The 14,274-nt window shown below is 39.5% G+C and carries 12 protein-coding genes and 2 pseudogenes; 10 read left to right on the top strand and 4 right to left on the bottom strand.

Annotated features, from left to right (window positions below):
- Nucleotides 1–88 precede the first annotated feature (88 nt).
- Entirely contained in the window at nt 89–343 is a 255-nt protein-coding gene (locus ISX45_RS14460; RefSeq protein ID WP_194519302.1) for a hypothetical protein, read from the bottom strand.
- Between the two features lie 294 nt (nt 344–637).
- On the opposite strand from ISX45_RS14460, the gene ISX45_RS14455 reads away from it, so the two are divergent.
- From ISX45_RS14455 to ISX45_RS14420, 8 genes and pseudogenes are all read left to right on the top strand, one after another.
- On the top strand, nt 638–952 hold the full coding sequence (locus tag ISX45_RS14455) for a DUF5082 domain-containing protein (RefSeq protein ID WP_194519301.1): 315 nt from the start codon (nt 638–640) through the stop codon (nt 950–952).
- Nucleotides 949–2,235, top strand: a complete 1,287-nt coding sequence (locus tag ISX45_RS14450; RefSeq protein ID WP_194519300.1) for a pre-toxin TG domain-containing protein — start codon at nt 949–951, stop codon at nt 2,233–2,235. The genes ISX45_RS14455 and ISX45_RS14450 overlap by 4 nt, the downstream gene beginning before the upstream one ends.
- Nucleotides 2,236–2,263: 28 nt before the next feature.
- Nucleotides 2,264–2,608: a hypothetical protein gene (locus ISX45_RS14445; protein WP_064551988.1), complete on the top strand. Its 345-nt coding sequence runs from the start codon at nt 2,264–2,266 to the stop codon at nt 2,606–2,608.
- A gap of 216 nt (nt 2,609–2,824) precedes the next feature.
- Nucleotides 2,825–3,479 (top strand): annotated as a pseudogene (locus ISX45_RS14440) (pre-toxin TG domain-containing protein); the annotation flags it as partial.
- Nucleotides 3,480–3,619: 140 nt separating this feature from the next.
- The gene (locus ISX45_RS14435) at nt 3,620–3,970 is read left to right on the top strand and encodes a hypothetical protein (protein WP_194519299.1); all 351 of its coding nucleotides are present in this window, start codon (nt 3,620–3,622) and stop codon (nt 3,968–3,970) included.
- A gap of 14 nt (nt 3,971–3,984) precedes the next feature.
- A complete protein-coding gene (locus ISX45_RS14430; protein WP_194519298.1) occupies nt 3,985–4,401 on the top strand; it encodes an immunity 70 family protein in 417 nt (138 codons plus the stop codon).
- 117 nt (nt 4,402–4,518) lie between these two features.
- Nucleotides 4,519–4,893 (top strand): immunity 22 family protein, encoded by a 375-nt coding sequence (locus ISX45_RS14425; protein WP_194519297.1) that lies wholly within the window; start codon nt 4,519–4,521, stop codon nt 4,891–4,893.
- A 147-nt stretch (nt 4,894–5,040) separates the two neighbouring features.
- Nucleotides 5,041–5,271 (top strand): annotated as a pseudogene (locus ISX45_RS14420) (pre-toxin TG domain-containing protein); the annotation flags it as partial.
- A 1,084-nt stretch (nt 5,272–6,355) separates the two neighbouring features.
- On the opposite strand, the gene ISX45_RS14410 reads toward ISX45_RS14420, so the two are convergent.
- Nucleotides 6,356–8,854 carry an N-acetylglucosaminidase gene (locus ISX45_RS14410; protein ID WP_228485560.1) on the bottom strand — a complete coding sequence of 833 codons (2,499 nt, stop codon included), beginning with the start codon at nt 8,852–8,854 and terminating at the stop codon, nt 6,356–6,358.
- A 608-nt stretch (nt 8,855–9,462) separates the two neighbouring features.
- On the opposite strand from ISX45_RS14410, the gene ISX45_RS14405 reads away from it, so the two are divergent.
- Together ISX45_RS14405 and ISX45_RS14400 are read left to right on the top strand one after the other, a co-directional pair.
- Nucleotides 9,463–10,503: a zinc-dependent alcohol dehydrogenase family protein gene (locus ISX45_RS14405; protein WP_194519295.1), complete on the top strand. Its 1,041-nt coding sequence runs from the start codon at nt 9,463–9,465 to the stop codon at nt 10,501–10,503.
- Nucleotides 10,504–10,752: 249 nt separating this feature from the next.
- Nucleotides 10,753–11,145, top strand: coding sequence for a C40 family peptidase (locus ISX45_RS14400; RefSeq protein WP_181555473.1), 393 nt, complete (start codon nt 10,753–10,755; stop codon nt 11,143–11,145).
- Nucleotides 11,146–11,992: 847 nt separating this feature from the next.
- On the opposite strand, the gene ISX45_RS14395 is transcribed toward ISX45_RS14400, so the two are convergent.
- The gene (locus ISX45_RS14395) at nt 11,993–12,586 is read right to left on the bottom strand and encodes a class D sortase (protein WP_194519294.1); all 594 of its coding nucleotides are present in this window, start codon (nt 12,584–12,586) and stop codon (nt 11,993–11,995) included.
- On the bottom strand, nt 12,587–13,915 hold the full coding sequence (locus tag ISX45_RS14390; RefSeq protein ID WP_194519293.1) for a processed acidic surface protein: 1,329 nt from the start codon (nt 13,913–13,915) through the stop codon (nt 12,587–12,589). It lies immediately after the preceding gene.
- Nucleotides 13,916–14,274 lie beyond the last annotated feature (359 nt).

Genomic DNA, 14,274 nt, shown 5'->3' with positions numbered 1-14,274 from the left:
GTGGGAGCTTTTTCCCTCTTTTTTTACTTCAAAAGAGGGCTTCTTATTTGTAAGTGTTTTCTCTAATCTCCTTTCTTTTTCCCCGTTTTTAACAACCTCTAACGATTTCAAAGCAAGTCCATACGATGAACTTGCGTGTGTATCTAAATATAGAAGATGGACTTGAATGACTCCCGTTACTTTCGCTGTCTTCTCCGATAACTATTGCTTCATATGATCCTTGTTTTCGGTTTCCTGTTCTGTTTTTGTCATCTGCTGTATCGGCTTCATTGTCTCTTTTTCCATCAGATTCATTATGATTCTGATCATCCCGTTGATTCCTTTTCATTCCAATTATTTCCATTTGACTTCACTCGTCCTGCAAACATTCTCATCATCGCTTCTGCCGTAGCTGTCTGGCGCTTTCATTTCCGGCTTTTTGATCCCCTTCTTCACGATAATCGTCCCACGCATGAAAAAGTTTATTCGGTAAAACCATTATATTCCAAAAGAAACGTTCTATATGCTTAGTATGAAAGAATGGATGAATAAGGAAAAAGTCCTGGTGGTTGTTTGGAAAATAGGAATATATCATGATTTCTCCTTATTTTACTTATGTTACCATTTAAGTATTGGATAAATGGGGGAGGGAATGAAGGTGTCATCCTTATTGGGATCCATCGAAAAAGAAGCAAAGCGTCGGGCATATGTAGCCATGATCCGCTGCCTTCAATCCTATCGGGGGCAGGTCGAAGAAGCGATCGAGGAATTTCATCATGGCACTCGTGCATTTTATCGCGCAAATGACGAGTATGTTCCGCATTGGCAGGGAGAATCGAGGGAAGCGTATGAATTGGTATACGGGGACTTGCGGCAAATCGAAGCACATATTTATGCGACCGCAGATGAGCTTCTTCATGAAATTAGCAGGGAAATTGCCCGAATACAGCGAAAGATAGAGGAGATACAATGACTACGATTCGAGTTCAGCCGGAAGAACTGGAAACGGTAGCAAAGCATGTCCCCGATGCAGAAGACGCGTGCCAGAGTGCGCGGACCTCGCTTTCGTGGGAATTTCCATCGTTGGTGATGAAGATTCCCGGCATTAGCACTGCTGCGATCGATAGTCTCAGAGATGAGCTGATTCATTGGCTCGACCGTTATGAAGAAAAGCTGAATGAAGCGGAGGAGCTGCTGTATCGGACAGTCGCGGCGATGCGCCAGGCGGATCAAACGCTCGCTGACAACATGAAAGAATTTGGTCTGGAGCTCCTTGGCTGGTACGATGTGCAGCGATTGTTTGGAGAATATGATCCAGTGACTGGAGAACGGATTTCAGGATGGGACCGCCTGTTCGCGGGAGGAATGTTATTGTTGACCATTATTCCTCCAGCCAAAGGGGCAGGAATTGCTGGAAAAGTGGCGGTGAAAGGAGCGAAAGCGGCGGAAACAGCAGCGGATGTTTCGAAATGGATCTCGAAAACGAAAAACGTCCTCAATTATAATAAAATCAAACCGTTCTTCCAAACGATCTATCACCAAGTCGTCAAAGGACCAATCACCGAAACGATCCGCTCGTTCAAAAAGCAATGGAAGCAATTTCTCGAGAATGTTGGCTCTGTCCTACAGGGATCGCGGCTAGCCGTCGATGGAGTTGGAGCGGTGTCAAATGGACGGATGATAGGAATAGCTGAAGAATCCGCCAGCTCGGTGCGCTTTTCGATGAGTCAAGAGGTGGATAACGGGAATGCTATAGGTGATAGAGTAGTAAAAAATGAGGCTGATATCATAGCAGAAAGAGCAAAAAATTTGGATTTAACCCTAAGGGAAACACCGTATAAGATTATGGGTAGTAAGAAAATGAAGATATTAAATGAAAAGGTCAAAAATAGAACAATAACACGAGAAGAATGGAAACAATTGGAATGGAACAAGAGATTTAAAAGAAGAAGGGATAGGGGTGTAGATAATTTTTGGGAACAAGAAAAAGTTCGGGTAATGAACGGTAATCCGACTAGAAATTGGACGCCAGAACAAATCAAAGACATTTTGAATGGAAATATACCAAAACACAATGGAAAGCCTATAATTGGTCATCATGCATATAGTGCTTCTAAGTATCCACAAATAGCTGACAAAGGGGAAATTATTTATCCAGTTACTTTTAGAGAACACTTGTATCGTTGGCATGGTGGTAATTATCGAGATAGTCTTCCTGGGAGACCAATAAACGATTCAATTCCAAATGATTTTTAATCGTTGATATTGAAAGGAGGTTATTTAATTGTCAAAAATACTAGTATTACTAGACAAAAATACTGTTCAAACAAAGCATTTGGCGATGGTAAAAAAATATACTAACTTAGGTCTTGGTGATATAAAAAATAGAATAGAGAATAGTAGTCCCATTTTTGAATGTGACTTATTCAAAAATGAGGATGATGACGCCAAACTTGAGAAACTCATTACTGATTTAACAAATAATGGAGTGAAGATAAAAATTTACGAAGAGGAAATATCGAGTGATAAGGAAGTTTCTATTAAGTATTTAATGAACAGGTTAAACAGATTTAAAGAAATTCAAGCTCAAAATGAGTTGTTAGATGACCTTATGTACGGCGATGATTGATACTCCTATAGCCCATCCCAAACGAGTAATTACTCGTCTGGGATTTTTATTTGCTTAACCGCTTTAATAAGATAATGTAATAATATTACACATTGAAGTAACGTATACGTCCATCATTACGGATGATCCTTTTTAATAGCGAAGCAGGAAAATTCCCCAAATTGGCACAAGATAAGAGAAGTTGCAATGACGACGATTTGAGTCAATCCGGAAGAGCTGGAAACGGTAGCTGAGCATGTCCCCGATGCAGAAGACGCGTGCCAGAGTGCGCGGACCTCGCTTTCGTGGGAATTTCCATCGTTGGTGATGAAGATTCCCGGCATTAGCACTGCTGCGATCGATAGTCTCAGAGATGAGCTGATTCATTGGCTCGACCGTTATGAAGAAAAGCTAAATGAAGCGGAGGAACTGCTGTATCGAACAGCCGCGGCCATCAGACAGGCAGACCAAACGCTCGCCGACAACATGAAAGAATTCGGTCTGGAGCTTAGTGGCTGGTATGACTTGCAGCGAGTGTTTGGAGAATACGATCCAGTGACTGGAGAACGGATTTCAGGATGGGACCGCCTGCTTGCGGGAGGAATGTTATTGGCTTCTTTTGTTCCTCTGGTCAAAGGAGCAGGCGTCGCCGGTAAAGCCGCGATCAAAGGAGCGAAATCGGCGGAAACAGCGGTGGATGTTTCCAAATTGGTCTCGCAAACGAAAAACGTCCTCAATTATAATAAAATCAAACCGTTCTTCCAAACGATCTATCACCAAGTCATCAAAGGACCAATCACCGAAACAATCCGGTCGTTCAAGAAGCAATGGGAGAACTTTCTTGAAAATGTTGGCTCTGTCCTGCAGGGAACGCAGCTAGCCGTCGATGGAGTTGGAGCGGTACCAAGTGGACAGATGATAGGAATCGCTGAAGAATCGGTCAGTTCGGTACGCATTTCGATGAGTCAATTTGGAGATAAAGTGGGGAAAGGAACGGGGGGTTGCTAAGGGAACGGGTAATTCTAGACCTTCTTGGAGACAATCAGAAAATATCCAGGATACCGTGACCAAGTGTCATTTAAAGATGGTGTTGAAGTACAGCATGGTACAAAACATAGTTCCAGACCGGATTTTTATATTAAAGGACATAGTATAGAGGTAAAAAACTATAAATTGACTACTCCATCAGGGAGAAGTAACTTAGTAAGAAATGTTTCAAAACAGATTAATAAGAGAATAAATGACTTGCCAAGTGGTACAAAACAGACAGTCATAATAGATGTTAGAGGACAAAGCATATCAAGAGATGTATTAAGAGATGTAAGAAATAGAATAAATGAAAGAACAAATGGTGTGGCCGAAATAATATTCAAAATAAACTAGGTGGGTAAACATTTATGCCAGTAGGTTTCTTAGTGGATTGTTTTTTCTATGAAGTAGGACATCCGGATTTCCTTCATTCTTTCTTTTCAACCATTTCGTACCATTTAGAAGAGGAAGGTTGGGGGACAAAGTATCCTCTATTAATGAATGATTTGTACAATGATAAATTAAAATGGGATGATGTACCAAAAGCAAGGAATCAATTAAAAGAAATTGAAGAACAACTTTCAAAATATTCACCTGAACAAGTTATATGGGATATTGACGATTTATCAAAAGTTCCACCATGGGGAGATAAGATAAGTTCAAAAGTAACTAATTTAGCAAATTATTTTGCAACTAATGATGGGAAAACTTTTTTTGAGGTATTATATAATGCAATGGATATAGCGGAAGAAGATAAGTGTGATATAAAAATAATAAAAATGTAATTAATTTATTATGAACCATGGGCGAAATAAACTCATGATATAAACGTGTCAACAAAGTCGACAGGATTGAGAGTGCCAATACAAATTGGTTGAAATACGATTAGGAGTATGAAGTATATGGATAAGGAAGGATTTGTATCATTGTTCATTGGCAGCTCTAAGTCATATAAGGATCTTCAAAACTATATTTTGAATAGTTATACAGAAGATGGAGATTTATTACCTTCCGAATTTGAAAAAGACTTTAACATTGATTACTATAATGAAGACTTTAGAGAAGTAGAATTCTATGATGAACCATCGAATGTTTTACGTTTTCTACTAGAAGGTTTTTCTTATGATGAGGAGATAATTCCAAAGTTTATAGAACTTTGCGGTGAGCGTTTAAATCAAGAAGCGAACTCAGTTATTTTACTTTATGACTTTCAATATAATGGAAATGTAAATGGAAAAAATCAGTTTAGATTTTTAGGAGCCGTACAATATAAGTAATTTATAAACACCTTGAATGAGTGTGCGGCACTCTTTCAGGGTTTCTTTTTTTATTTTATAAGAGTGGGAGTGCACATTTTTGACTCTTTACTTAAAAGTAATGAGAAAGAAAATCGCCCAAATTCGTCGAAAGATAGAGGAGCTGCAATGACGACGATTCGAGTCAAACCGGAAGAGCTGGAAACTGTAGCTGAGCATGTCCCCGATGCGGAAGACGCCTGTCAGCGTGCGAGAACCTCGCTTTCCTGGGAACTCCCCTCTCTCGTGATGGAGATTCCCAGAATCGGATCTGATGCCATCCATGAACTCAGAGACGAGCTTCTTCATTGGCTCCGCCGCTATGAAGAAAAGCTGAATGAAGCGGAAGAGCTGCTGTATTGAGTCGCGGCCATGCGGCACCAGCCAGTCATAACGCTCTGTAAACACTTTAACGGAACAGGAAGAATCATCACAAAACCATTTTCGAGAAATAAGCGGGAGTCGAACAGGCTGATCAGCGATAGGAAGATCTTGAATCACACGTGTATACCGACTATGCGGGCGAGAGGAAACATGATGACAGGCAGGGAGAAGGACGTTCTGTTGCTTTTTGTTAAACGTAAACTATCATCGAAATCAGACACATCTAGTAACTCAATAGTTGAATCAAGAGGAAACCGAGAAAGGTTAATCATCGTTACGAACCTCTTTATTTTTATGATATTCTATTATATCCACGTAGTTATATAGAAAATCATCTCCCCAAATTAGCGTAAGAACTATCTTATTACCGTTGATTACAAACCTCTCTTATTTAAGTGGTGTAAAAGTTCAGTTCAGCTAAATTTTTATATCGAAAACTAGCGATAACTTATAAATGAAAGAAGCGACTTTTCAAATGTTATATTTGAAAGGTTTAATGTGACATTATTTGTCGGAAATCTAGTTAGATAAAAAAGGATCAGTTGGAATCAAAGGCAACCGGCTTACCAAGCAAAATCTTCCCGTGCTTTTATTCTACAGCATTCGTCGAATAGGAAATGTTTCATATTTGCAGATGCTGAACGATTACGTGAGAAAAACAACAGTGACTCAAACGTTGGGCGTTTGAGTCACTGTTTTGGAGACGGTTCATCACTAGTAGACAGTAACTAAAGTGAAACAACAAGGACGAGAAGTCAAATCATGCCCTCATTGCCATTATTCTGACTAAACGGAGTTTCCTTTCTTGTGACGAATCATATGCAGTGGGGGATGATGACAGCCTTGACGGTATACTTGCATTACTACTAGTTCATTTGAACGAACAACAAGAAATCATAGAGGATGTATTGGGGTGCGCCATCAGTGAAGGAACTGTTGTCAAGATGACTCGGCGCACCCGATAGATTTTCGAAGAAATCGACAATCACATTCGGGCTCGTTTCTTGTTTTCCATCATTAGTTTGTTCATAATCAAAAATATCATATTTGTGTTCGATTCTCAGTAATCGTCGAGATGTATTCTATAGAAAGGAACATCAAATGTTAAGGTATAATGATCCAACAGATCATATAGCTGACTCAAGTTGCGGGCTTGTTTGAATGCCCAGCCGATGTCTGTCGCACGTTGATGAATTCCAGGGTTAGCCGGATTCCATCTCATTTTGTAAAGCGTGTCTTGTTTATAGGCAGGGTTGTTAATATATTGGTTAGCGATATATTCCGCTCCGCCGATAATAGCAGCCTCCGGCGTAAACCAGCCTTGTTTATAGGCATATTCAGCACCGCATTGAATTGGACAGTTGTTATTAGTACCAATTCCATACATATTGTATACTTTTTTTGGTTCGACAGGCTTCCCGTCCACCGTGTCTACTAATACACCATTAGCTAATTCTGAAGTTCCATTTCTTGTTTCTGATAAGGCTTGAGAAATTAAGTAAATCTCATTAATATGATATTTCACCCCAGCATCGATAAAAGCTTGCCCTTTTCCCGCAAGAATCCCTTTATTGGCTAAAATTTTATTATTTAAATCATTTACTGGGACACCTGCACTTTCTGATAAAACAAGGAATTGGAAGAATTCCTTGCTGCTTCGGCTGACTCGTTCAGGATCAAGGTATGCTTGCACATCTTCCCGTTTCGCGTTTTTCCAAGGACCAAACTTAATTTCATACCATTTCCCTACTTTACCTACAACATCGACAACGTCTCCCTGTTTCAGCGTTCCTACTACCCAATACGTGGTTCCTGTTCCTTCATGGACATTTAATGTTTTAGCGGTGACAGTTCCTTTTGTTGGAAATCTATTTGGTTGCTGAACTTGGATATAATTAGAATGTACATAAGATTTGTTATTTTGATATAAATCCGTTTGCGGATTGGTTGACATTTGGGCAGTTAGTGCTGTTTCAAGGTGTAAGTAATATGACGTATAACGGATAGTTGGACGGATTTGAGTGTTGTCCTTTAACACATACCCGATACGTCCAGCGATGTTGATGACAAAAGTGTCGCTTTCTTCCCGGAAGATCGAATAGATGACCTTGGGCTTAATGGTCGCAATTTGGACTGGAGCACCGTTTGAGTCATCATAAACGGGCGTATCAGATAATGTGAAAAAGGTTTGGTTTGTTGGATAAGGATCGTTATTATGTTCATTTTTGATATTAATTCGAAGTGGCGGTCTTGTTGCTTCTTTCCAAACATAACCCAATTCCTGGCCATATCTCACCATGTGCCAATTCCCGATATCATGCAATCTAGAGAACACTTGTCCTTTTTCTAAGTATGCGATCGGCACTAATTTTCCTGAACGATTATCATAGATTGGCACACGATCTTCCATCACTTCAAAATAGCGATCTGTAGTTTTGAATGGTAATTTTACTCCATTTTTATGAACATAACCTGTCCGTCCTGCTACATCCACTGCATACCAGTTTCCGTAATCTTTTAAGATTGGATAGCTAACTCCTTTTTGAATCGTTGCAAACTTTACTAGCCGGCCAGATGAATTATCATATACCGGAACATCGGCGATGGTGGTGAATGTTTTCCCAGACGGGGCGAGAGAATTGATATTTCGAATCGTTGCACCGTTAGAAGGCTCTGTTGCCGCTTTCCAGACAAATCCGTAGCCTTTACCATACTTGATTTGGTGCCAATTCCCGTAATCTTTTACTCTTGGAAATTCTTGCCCTTTTTCGAGAGAACCGACTTGAACAAGTTTTCCTGTGCTGTTATCGTAGATTGCTAATTTATCGGTTGTCACTTTAAAATACTTCGTACTTGCAGTAAACGTAGCAGCTTTTTTTTGTTTAATGGATGCAATCGATGCACGGATTGTTGTCGATGATTGTGTTGCTTCAGTGGCATTCGATTGCTGATTTGATGTGGAATCAACTTGATTCGTTGCATTGGTTTGAGTATTCGGCTTGTTCTCTGTGCTTGCCGGATTTGTCTCCTCGTTTTGCACAACCGTAATGGCAGGGGATTTTTCTATATAAGCCAATTGATTTCCGATGATAATTTCGAAAGAGTTTTCTAACTCACGGAAAATCGGATATTGACTTCCTTCTATTAAGTATCCGATGATATCATTGGTTTGTGATCGAATCGCTGTTTTCTCTTTTGTTTGTATATATGGAATGGTTGAATCGTTTGTATCGTATGAATAAGCTTCAAACGGCGGAGAAGGATCGACCGTTTGTGTATTGGTAGCATCTATGTAAGCGAGTCCTTTCCCCCACTGAAAATACACGCGGTCTCCTTCCAGTTTGGCTGCCTTCAATATCAAACCTTTTGTTAATTCTCCGATGACTTCAGCTGTTTCAGCGTTTTTCACCGGTGCGGTGTCTTGTGAAATTTGGACATAGGTACTAATTTCATTGGTATTCTCAGAGGCCTTCACGGCATAAGCAGGAGAGAATACATAGGAAACTAGCAAAAACAAGATGGAAAGTATTGCATATATTTTTTTGGTTTTGGCAAGCATCTCCATCCTGATTACTAAAATCTAGCCATCGCAATGATTACAGCGTGTTGCGGGCGATGGATTTCGTCACGACATAGATTTTAGTAATCAAGTTTTACACCTCCTTATATTGGTAATCTATCAATACAAATTATATCATTTTTTCAGAATATTCACATATATAAATTCAGTTTGAAATTCCGACATGTTTAACCAATGGGATAGATACCTGTGCATGCGATCCTAAAAGTAGACAGTATAAAATCAGTTAGAGTAGAAGGAATCAGGGGGAAACCGCTCTTATTCCTTTTGTCTTCTTATCTTTTCGTGAAACAGTTATCAAGATGAGAAGGGCGTGCCTGATAAGACTTAAATTAAGCAAAACGAGCACAGACGAAAATGCTTGATGAAAAAGCGTTGGAATACGCGCAGTAACAGGCGGGGAGACAGCCATTGATGTATATTGAGGTATTGGATCGATTTCTCTCTTTTTAGCGAAGAAGGAAAAGAAGGTATATAGAAAGGAAAAAAAGCAAAAACTTGATATATGGTATGTTGAAACATGCAGTCCATTTTCTGTAAAACGAAAATTGAAAAGACAATAACTTTTCTCTAAGGAGGAACCAAAAATGAAAGCTCTTACATATTTGGGAGCAGGAAAAAAAGAAGTAATGGAAAAACCAAAACCGAAAATTGAAAAAGAGACAGATGTAATTGTTAAAATTACAAAAACAACGATTTGCGGAACGGATTTACATATTCTTTCCGGAGATGTTCCTACTGTAGAAGAAGGGCGAATTTTAGGCCATGAAGGTGTAGGGATTGTCGAAGAGGTTGGTTCCGGTGTGAAAAATTTCAAAAAAGGCGACAGAGTGTTGATTTCTTGTATTACCTCCTGCGGAAGATGCGAAAATTGCAAAAAAGGTTTGTATGCTCATTGTGAAGATGGAGGATGGATATTAGGGCACTTAATTGACGGAACCCAAGCAGAGTATGTAAGGATTCCGTATGCAGACAACAGTCTTTATCCAATCCCGGACGGCGTAGATGAAGAGGCTCTCGTTATGCTTAGTGATATTCTTCCAACAGGTTTTGAAATTGGCGTGCTAAACGGAAAGGTTCAGCCGGGACAAACCGTTGCCATTATCGGAGCTGGCCCCGTAGGCATGGCAGCTCTATTAACCGCCCAATTTTATTCACCTGCAGAGATCATCATGGTTGATTTAGACGATAACCGTTTAGAAGTTGCGAAAAAATTTGGTGCAACTCAAGTGGTTAATAGCGGTGACGGTAAGGCAGTTGAAAAAATTATGGAATTGACCGACGGGAAAGGTGTAGACGTCGCGATGGAAGCCGTCGGAATTCCTGTAACGTTTGACATTTGCCAAGAAATTATAAAACCAGGCGGCCATATAGCCAATGTAGGTGTTCATGGAAAAAGTGTTGAGTTTCATATTGAAAAATTATGGATACGTAACATTACGTTAACAACCGGTCTTGTCAACACAACTTCTACACCAATGTTATTAAAAACTGTTGAGGCCAAAAAATTGCAGCCGGAACAATTAATTACTCATCGCTTTGCCTTTTCAGATATTATGAAAGCGTATGAGGTATTTGGCAATGCAGCAAAAGAAAAAGCATTAAAAGTCATTATTTCCAACGACTAAGTTTTCTTTTTATTAATACAAAATCCATCCATTCTTGACTTTTAGAACTCGTATCATCGCTTATTATACAATGATGCGGGTTCTTTTTCTCTGCAAATGCTTGACTTAGTACCTGCCACCGCCCGAGTTATTATATCTCCTTTGATTCCCATTTAAAAATAGGTGCTTTTTATGAAACACTTGTCCAATCAAATGACAGGAAATCGGAATGTTATGGATTATAGCGATTATGTAAAGAGGGAGATTTATATGCTGGCGGATCAAATTATTTTGACAGGTCGACGATATTTGGGAACACCTTATGTATTTAATGCTCCATCTTATCGAACAGATATGTTTGATTGCAGTTCGTTTACACAGTACGTTTTTGGTGTGAACGGCATTTCTCTTCCTAGAAACTCCCGGCAACAATTTTTAGTAGGTACCCCGGTTCCTTTACACCAGATTCAGAAGGGGGACTTATTGTTCTTTACGACGAAAAAAAGGAAGAAAAGAAACGGAATTGCTAAAATTGGACATGTTGGGATCTATATAGGAAATAATCAAATGCTTCATACGTACCGCCAAGGAAAAAAAGTAACCATCACAGAGTTAAATTCATATTGGAGGAAAAATTTTATCGGTGCTAAGAGAGTATTGTAAGCTTCAGTTTTAAATTACAAGCAAATGGGTTAACAACCGGGACTTGCCAAAGAAAGGCGATGTGAAATAGACATCTCTGAATAGATATTTCCTTCATTATTCCCCTGTTTAGAACCGCTGTTTCATCTCTCCAATTCCCCTGAGGCGCAATTTTATGACTTCTTTTTTGTAATGTTCTTCATTTCTGCTGCTCAGAAAAACGACGGGACCTTAAAAAATCATTTGACTTTCTTTAAGTTCTAAGGGCTGAATTTTACCATTCTGTGTGAAGCCCAACATAGTCGAATTGGTGCGTCTTTTTTGAGTATAATACTTGCTTAAGTGATTCCTGAACAAACTTAAATAATGTAATATTAAAAAATACGATGGAATGACGAACTTGGAGGTAGCAATGGAACTTTTGGAGTATTTAAAGCTTTGTCCAATGAAACGAGGCTGTGGGATCATACAGCGGAAGAGATCAAATTTGCTGCATTGTTCGTCCGGGATGTTCCGTTATATGAAAAAGAGCGTCTTTGGATAGGTAGTGGAAAGGAACTCACCCCGAAACGGATTTGAAAATATGTTCGATTAATTCAAAGGCAATCGGACGTTCCGGCGATTTTATTTTCGTAGCCTCACGAAGGTACAAATCAAGGTGGTCATTGTGAGCTGAAACTGGCGGTACAGCCAATTGCTAATTAATCACTATATTTCTTGTAATTGAAAAAAAGGAAGAAAGGGGATGAACCCAAAAAGTGATGGATGTATACTTTTGGGTCAGCCCCTTTTTGCATGTAGCCGGATTTTTGATGGAAATGAAATAGGTTTTAGTTAAATTAATAGAGAGTGAAGGGATAAGCAGATATCAATTCCTCACCTTCACTAAGTTAGCGATGAGGATATACCGTTTTGGTGCCGCGCCTATGTAGTGAAATGGATAACACGTGGATACCGTTAAAGTGGCTTTTGGCTTTGGCACAATCACGGTTCTGTCATCGGCATCTACAATTCGCACTTTGCGAACTTTATAGGTAAACTCTCCAGCGACTGTTTTGACAATCAGCAAGTCTCCTTTTCCTACCTCGCCCAGTTTGCGAAAGACGGTGTCCCGATGTCCGGCAAGGACGCAGTTATCTGGCTCTCCCGGTAGGACGCTTCCAGCGTAATGACCGACTCCTTTTTCTAACTCATCTTCATTGGTGCCATGATAAATCGGAAGACTGGCGTTCAGCTTCGGAATGATGAGCTCCCCAATATTTTCGCCCAGTTTTGGTTGGCGCGGATAAATCGCTGCAGCAGTCTTTGTCGGTGTAGATGTTGCTTTTGTTGCTGTCTCCTTTGGCAACGGCTTTGCGGCGTTGATCCCTTTTTCATATTTGTAGCCGTTGAGCAAGACGAGAGCGAAGCCAACTGCCATCAAGCCAATGCCAAGAAGGCGAACGATTCGTTGCTTTTGCATTTATTTTTTTGCCCCTAATATTTTTCTCGCTCGGAATAGAAACGCTCCCGCAGCGATGAATACAACGCCCATAAGCATATTTGTTGCATATGGAGAAGCTGTTTTTGGAAGTTTTGCTCCTTTCACCGTTCTTTTTACCGGTTTTGGTGTTGCGTTTTTCTCAATCTTTTTTTCAATCTTTGCGACTTTTCCGGTGTTCTCTAAATCTTCGCCTACGTCTTCAAATAAATCAGAGTTGAACATGTCTGCCGTCAACGTGAAGTCGGCAAGCAGTTCGCCTTGTTTGTTATAAATTTCGATTAAGAGGTCATAGCCGTTTGTTGATTCCATCGTTAACAGCGTGGATAGACTTAATGGCTTTTTCTCCCCATTTTTCGTCAAATAAAATTTCACGTCTAATTGGAAAATATCAAGTATATCATGCATCACATCAGCAATTTCCGCTATTTGTGCTGGAGACAATTCTTTTGCCCCTTCAAAATCATACGAACTAATGGCTTCAAGCCGCTTTCCGAGTTCTTCTATTCGGCTTGCGAATTGTGGATCTTCTATATTAAGTGAATGGAAGTGATTATACAATTTTTCAAGTTCAGCGTCTGTTAGACCAAGTTCTTCAAAATCAGGAAGCATATAATTGACAATGGCTTCTGATAGTTCTTCCACTGTTGCATAGTTGTCTAAAGAATCGTTATTTGCCACAAGCAATTCTTCCAATTGTTGTCGTGTAAGTCCGAGTGTGTCTAAAAGTTCGTTCAATGTTTCTTCCGTAAGAGGAGTTAAGCTTTGATAATAATCAACAGCATCAGCCAATTCGCCAATGGAGCTGTAATCTTCTAATGATTCATTATGGCTGTTAAGAAGTGCGAGTAATTGTTCTTTCGTCATATTGCGCTTTTGTAAGAAATCGGAAAGCGTTTCTTCGGTAATCGGTGTTGAATCTGATTGTTCGAGAAGAAAGTCGAGGTATTCCTCTAAGTCGTTATAAAACTTAAACGCTTCCGTAATTTCTTCGTTTGGTTCTAGTTCACCGTTATCGATAAGAAGTTGCTTTAATTCATTTTTTGTTAAGCCGTAATTTTTAAGTAATAGTTCTAAATTTTCTTCTGTCAATACATCGCCAAGCTCGTTGCGAAGATCGTCAACATCTTTAAAATCCTCCAATGTATAGCCATCATAGCTCAAATATTCTTCCAGTTCTTCTTGCGTCATGCCGATCTCGTTTAGGTAGCTTTGGAGCTCAGGATCATTGGAATTAATCGCAAAAGCAGAAGCAGGCAATGTGGCGATTGCAAGAGATGCCGCAATAGTAAAAGAAATCAATTTTTTCATAGAATAACCCCCATAGCAAAATAATACTAATTTAGTATAAACAAAAACCAAATAACTTAAAATAACAAAATATATAACATTAATGTAATAAATTTCAATTTGGATGAACGCGTATGAGAAATGAAGAAAGTCTTCTTTTTACTGCTTCGAGTTCAGCCTCTTCTTTTTGCAGAACATGGCTAATCGGTTTCTTTTTATTCTCTGCATAAGCATTTTTCATACATGTCTATTTTCGAAGGCTCGATCCACTGCGGCCGTCTCGAAGTTTGTCGAAAATTGATAAAAAGAAAAGGAGAGTTTTCCCTGTAAAAGATGGGTTGCTCTCCTTTCTGCGTTTTTATAGAATGATAGTCCCTTTC

Origin of the sequence: Thermaerobacillus caldiproteolyticus (assembly GCF_015326725.1) — a bacterium.
Lineage (GTDB): Bacteria > Bacillota > Bacilli > Bacillales > Anoxybacillaceae > Thermaerobacillus > Thermaerobacillus caldiproteolyticus.
This window is presented reverse-complemented; position numbering and strand designations above follow the sequence as displayed.

Coding starts and splice junctions, on each gene's coding strand:
- ISX45_RS14460 (WP_194519302.1), bottom strand. CDS start 343: ATGGAAATAATTGGAATGAAAAGGAATCAACGGGATGATCAGAATCAT.
- ISX45_RS14450 (WP_194519300.1), top strand. CDS start 949: ATGACTACGATTCGAGTTCAGCCGGAAGAACTGGAAACGGTAGCAAAG.
- ISX45_RS14430 (WP_194519298.1), top strand. CDS start 3,985: ATGCCAGTAGGTTTCTTAGTGGATTGTTTTTTCTATGAAGTAGGACAT.
- ISX45_RS14425 (WP_194519297.1), top strand. CDS start 4,519: ATGGATAAGGAAGGATTTGTATCATTGTTCATTGGCAGCTCTAAGTCA.
- ISX45_RS14410 (WP_228485560.1), bottom strand. CDS start 8,854: ATGCTTGCCAAAACCAAAAAAATATATGCAATACTTTCCATCTTGTTT.
- ISX45_RS14405 (WP_194519295.1), top strand. CDS start 9,463: ATGAAAGCTCTTACATATTTGGGAGCAGGAAAAAAAGAAGTAATGGAA.
- ISX45_RS14400 (WP_181555473.1), top strand. CDS start 10,753: ATGCTGGCGGATCAAATTATTTTGACAGGTCGACGATATTTGGGAACA.
- ISX45_RS14395 (WP_194519294.1), bottom strand. CDS start 12,586: ATGCAAAAGCAACGAATCGTTCGCCTTCTTGGCATTGGCTTGATGGCA.
- ISX45_RS14390 (WP_194519293.1), bottom strand. CDS start 13,915: ATGAAAAAATTGATTTCTTTTACTATTGCGGCATCTCTTGCAATCGCC.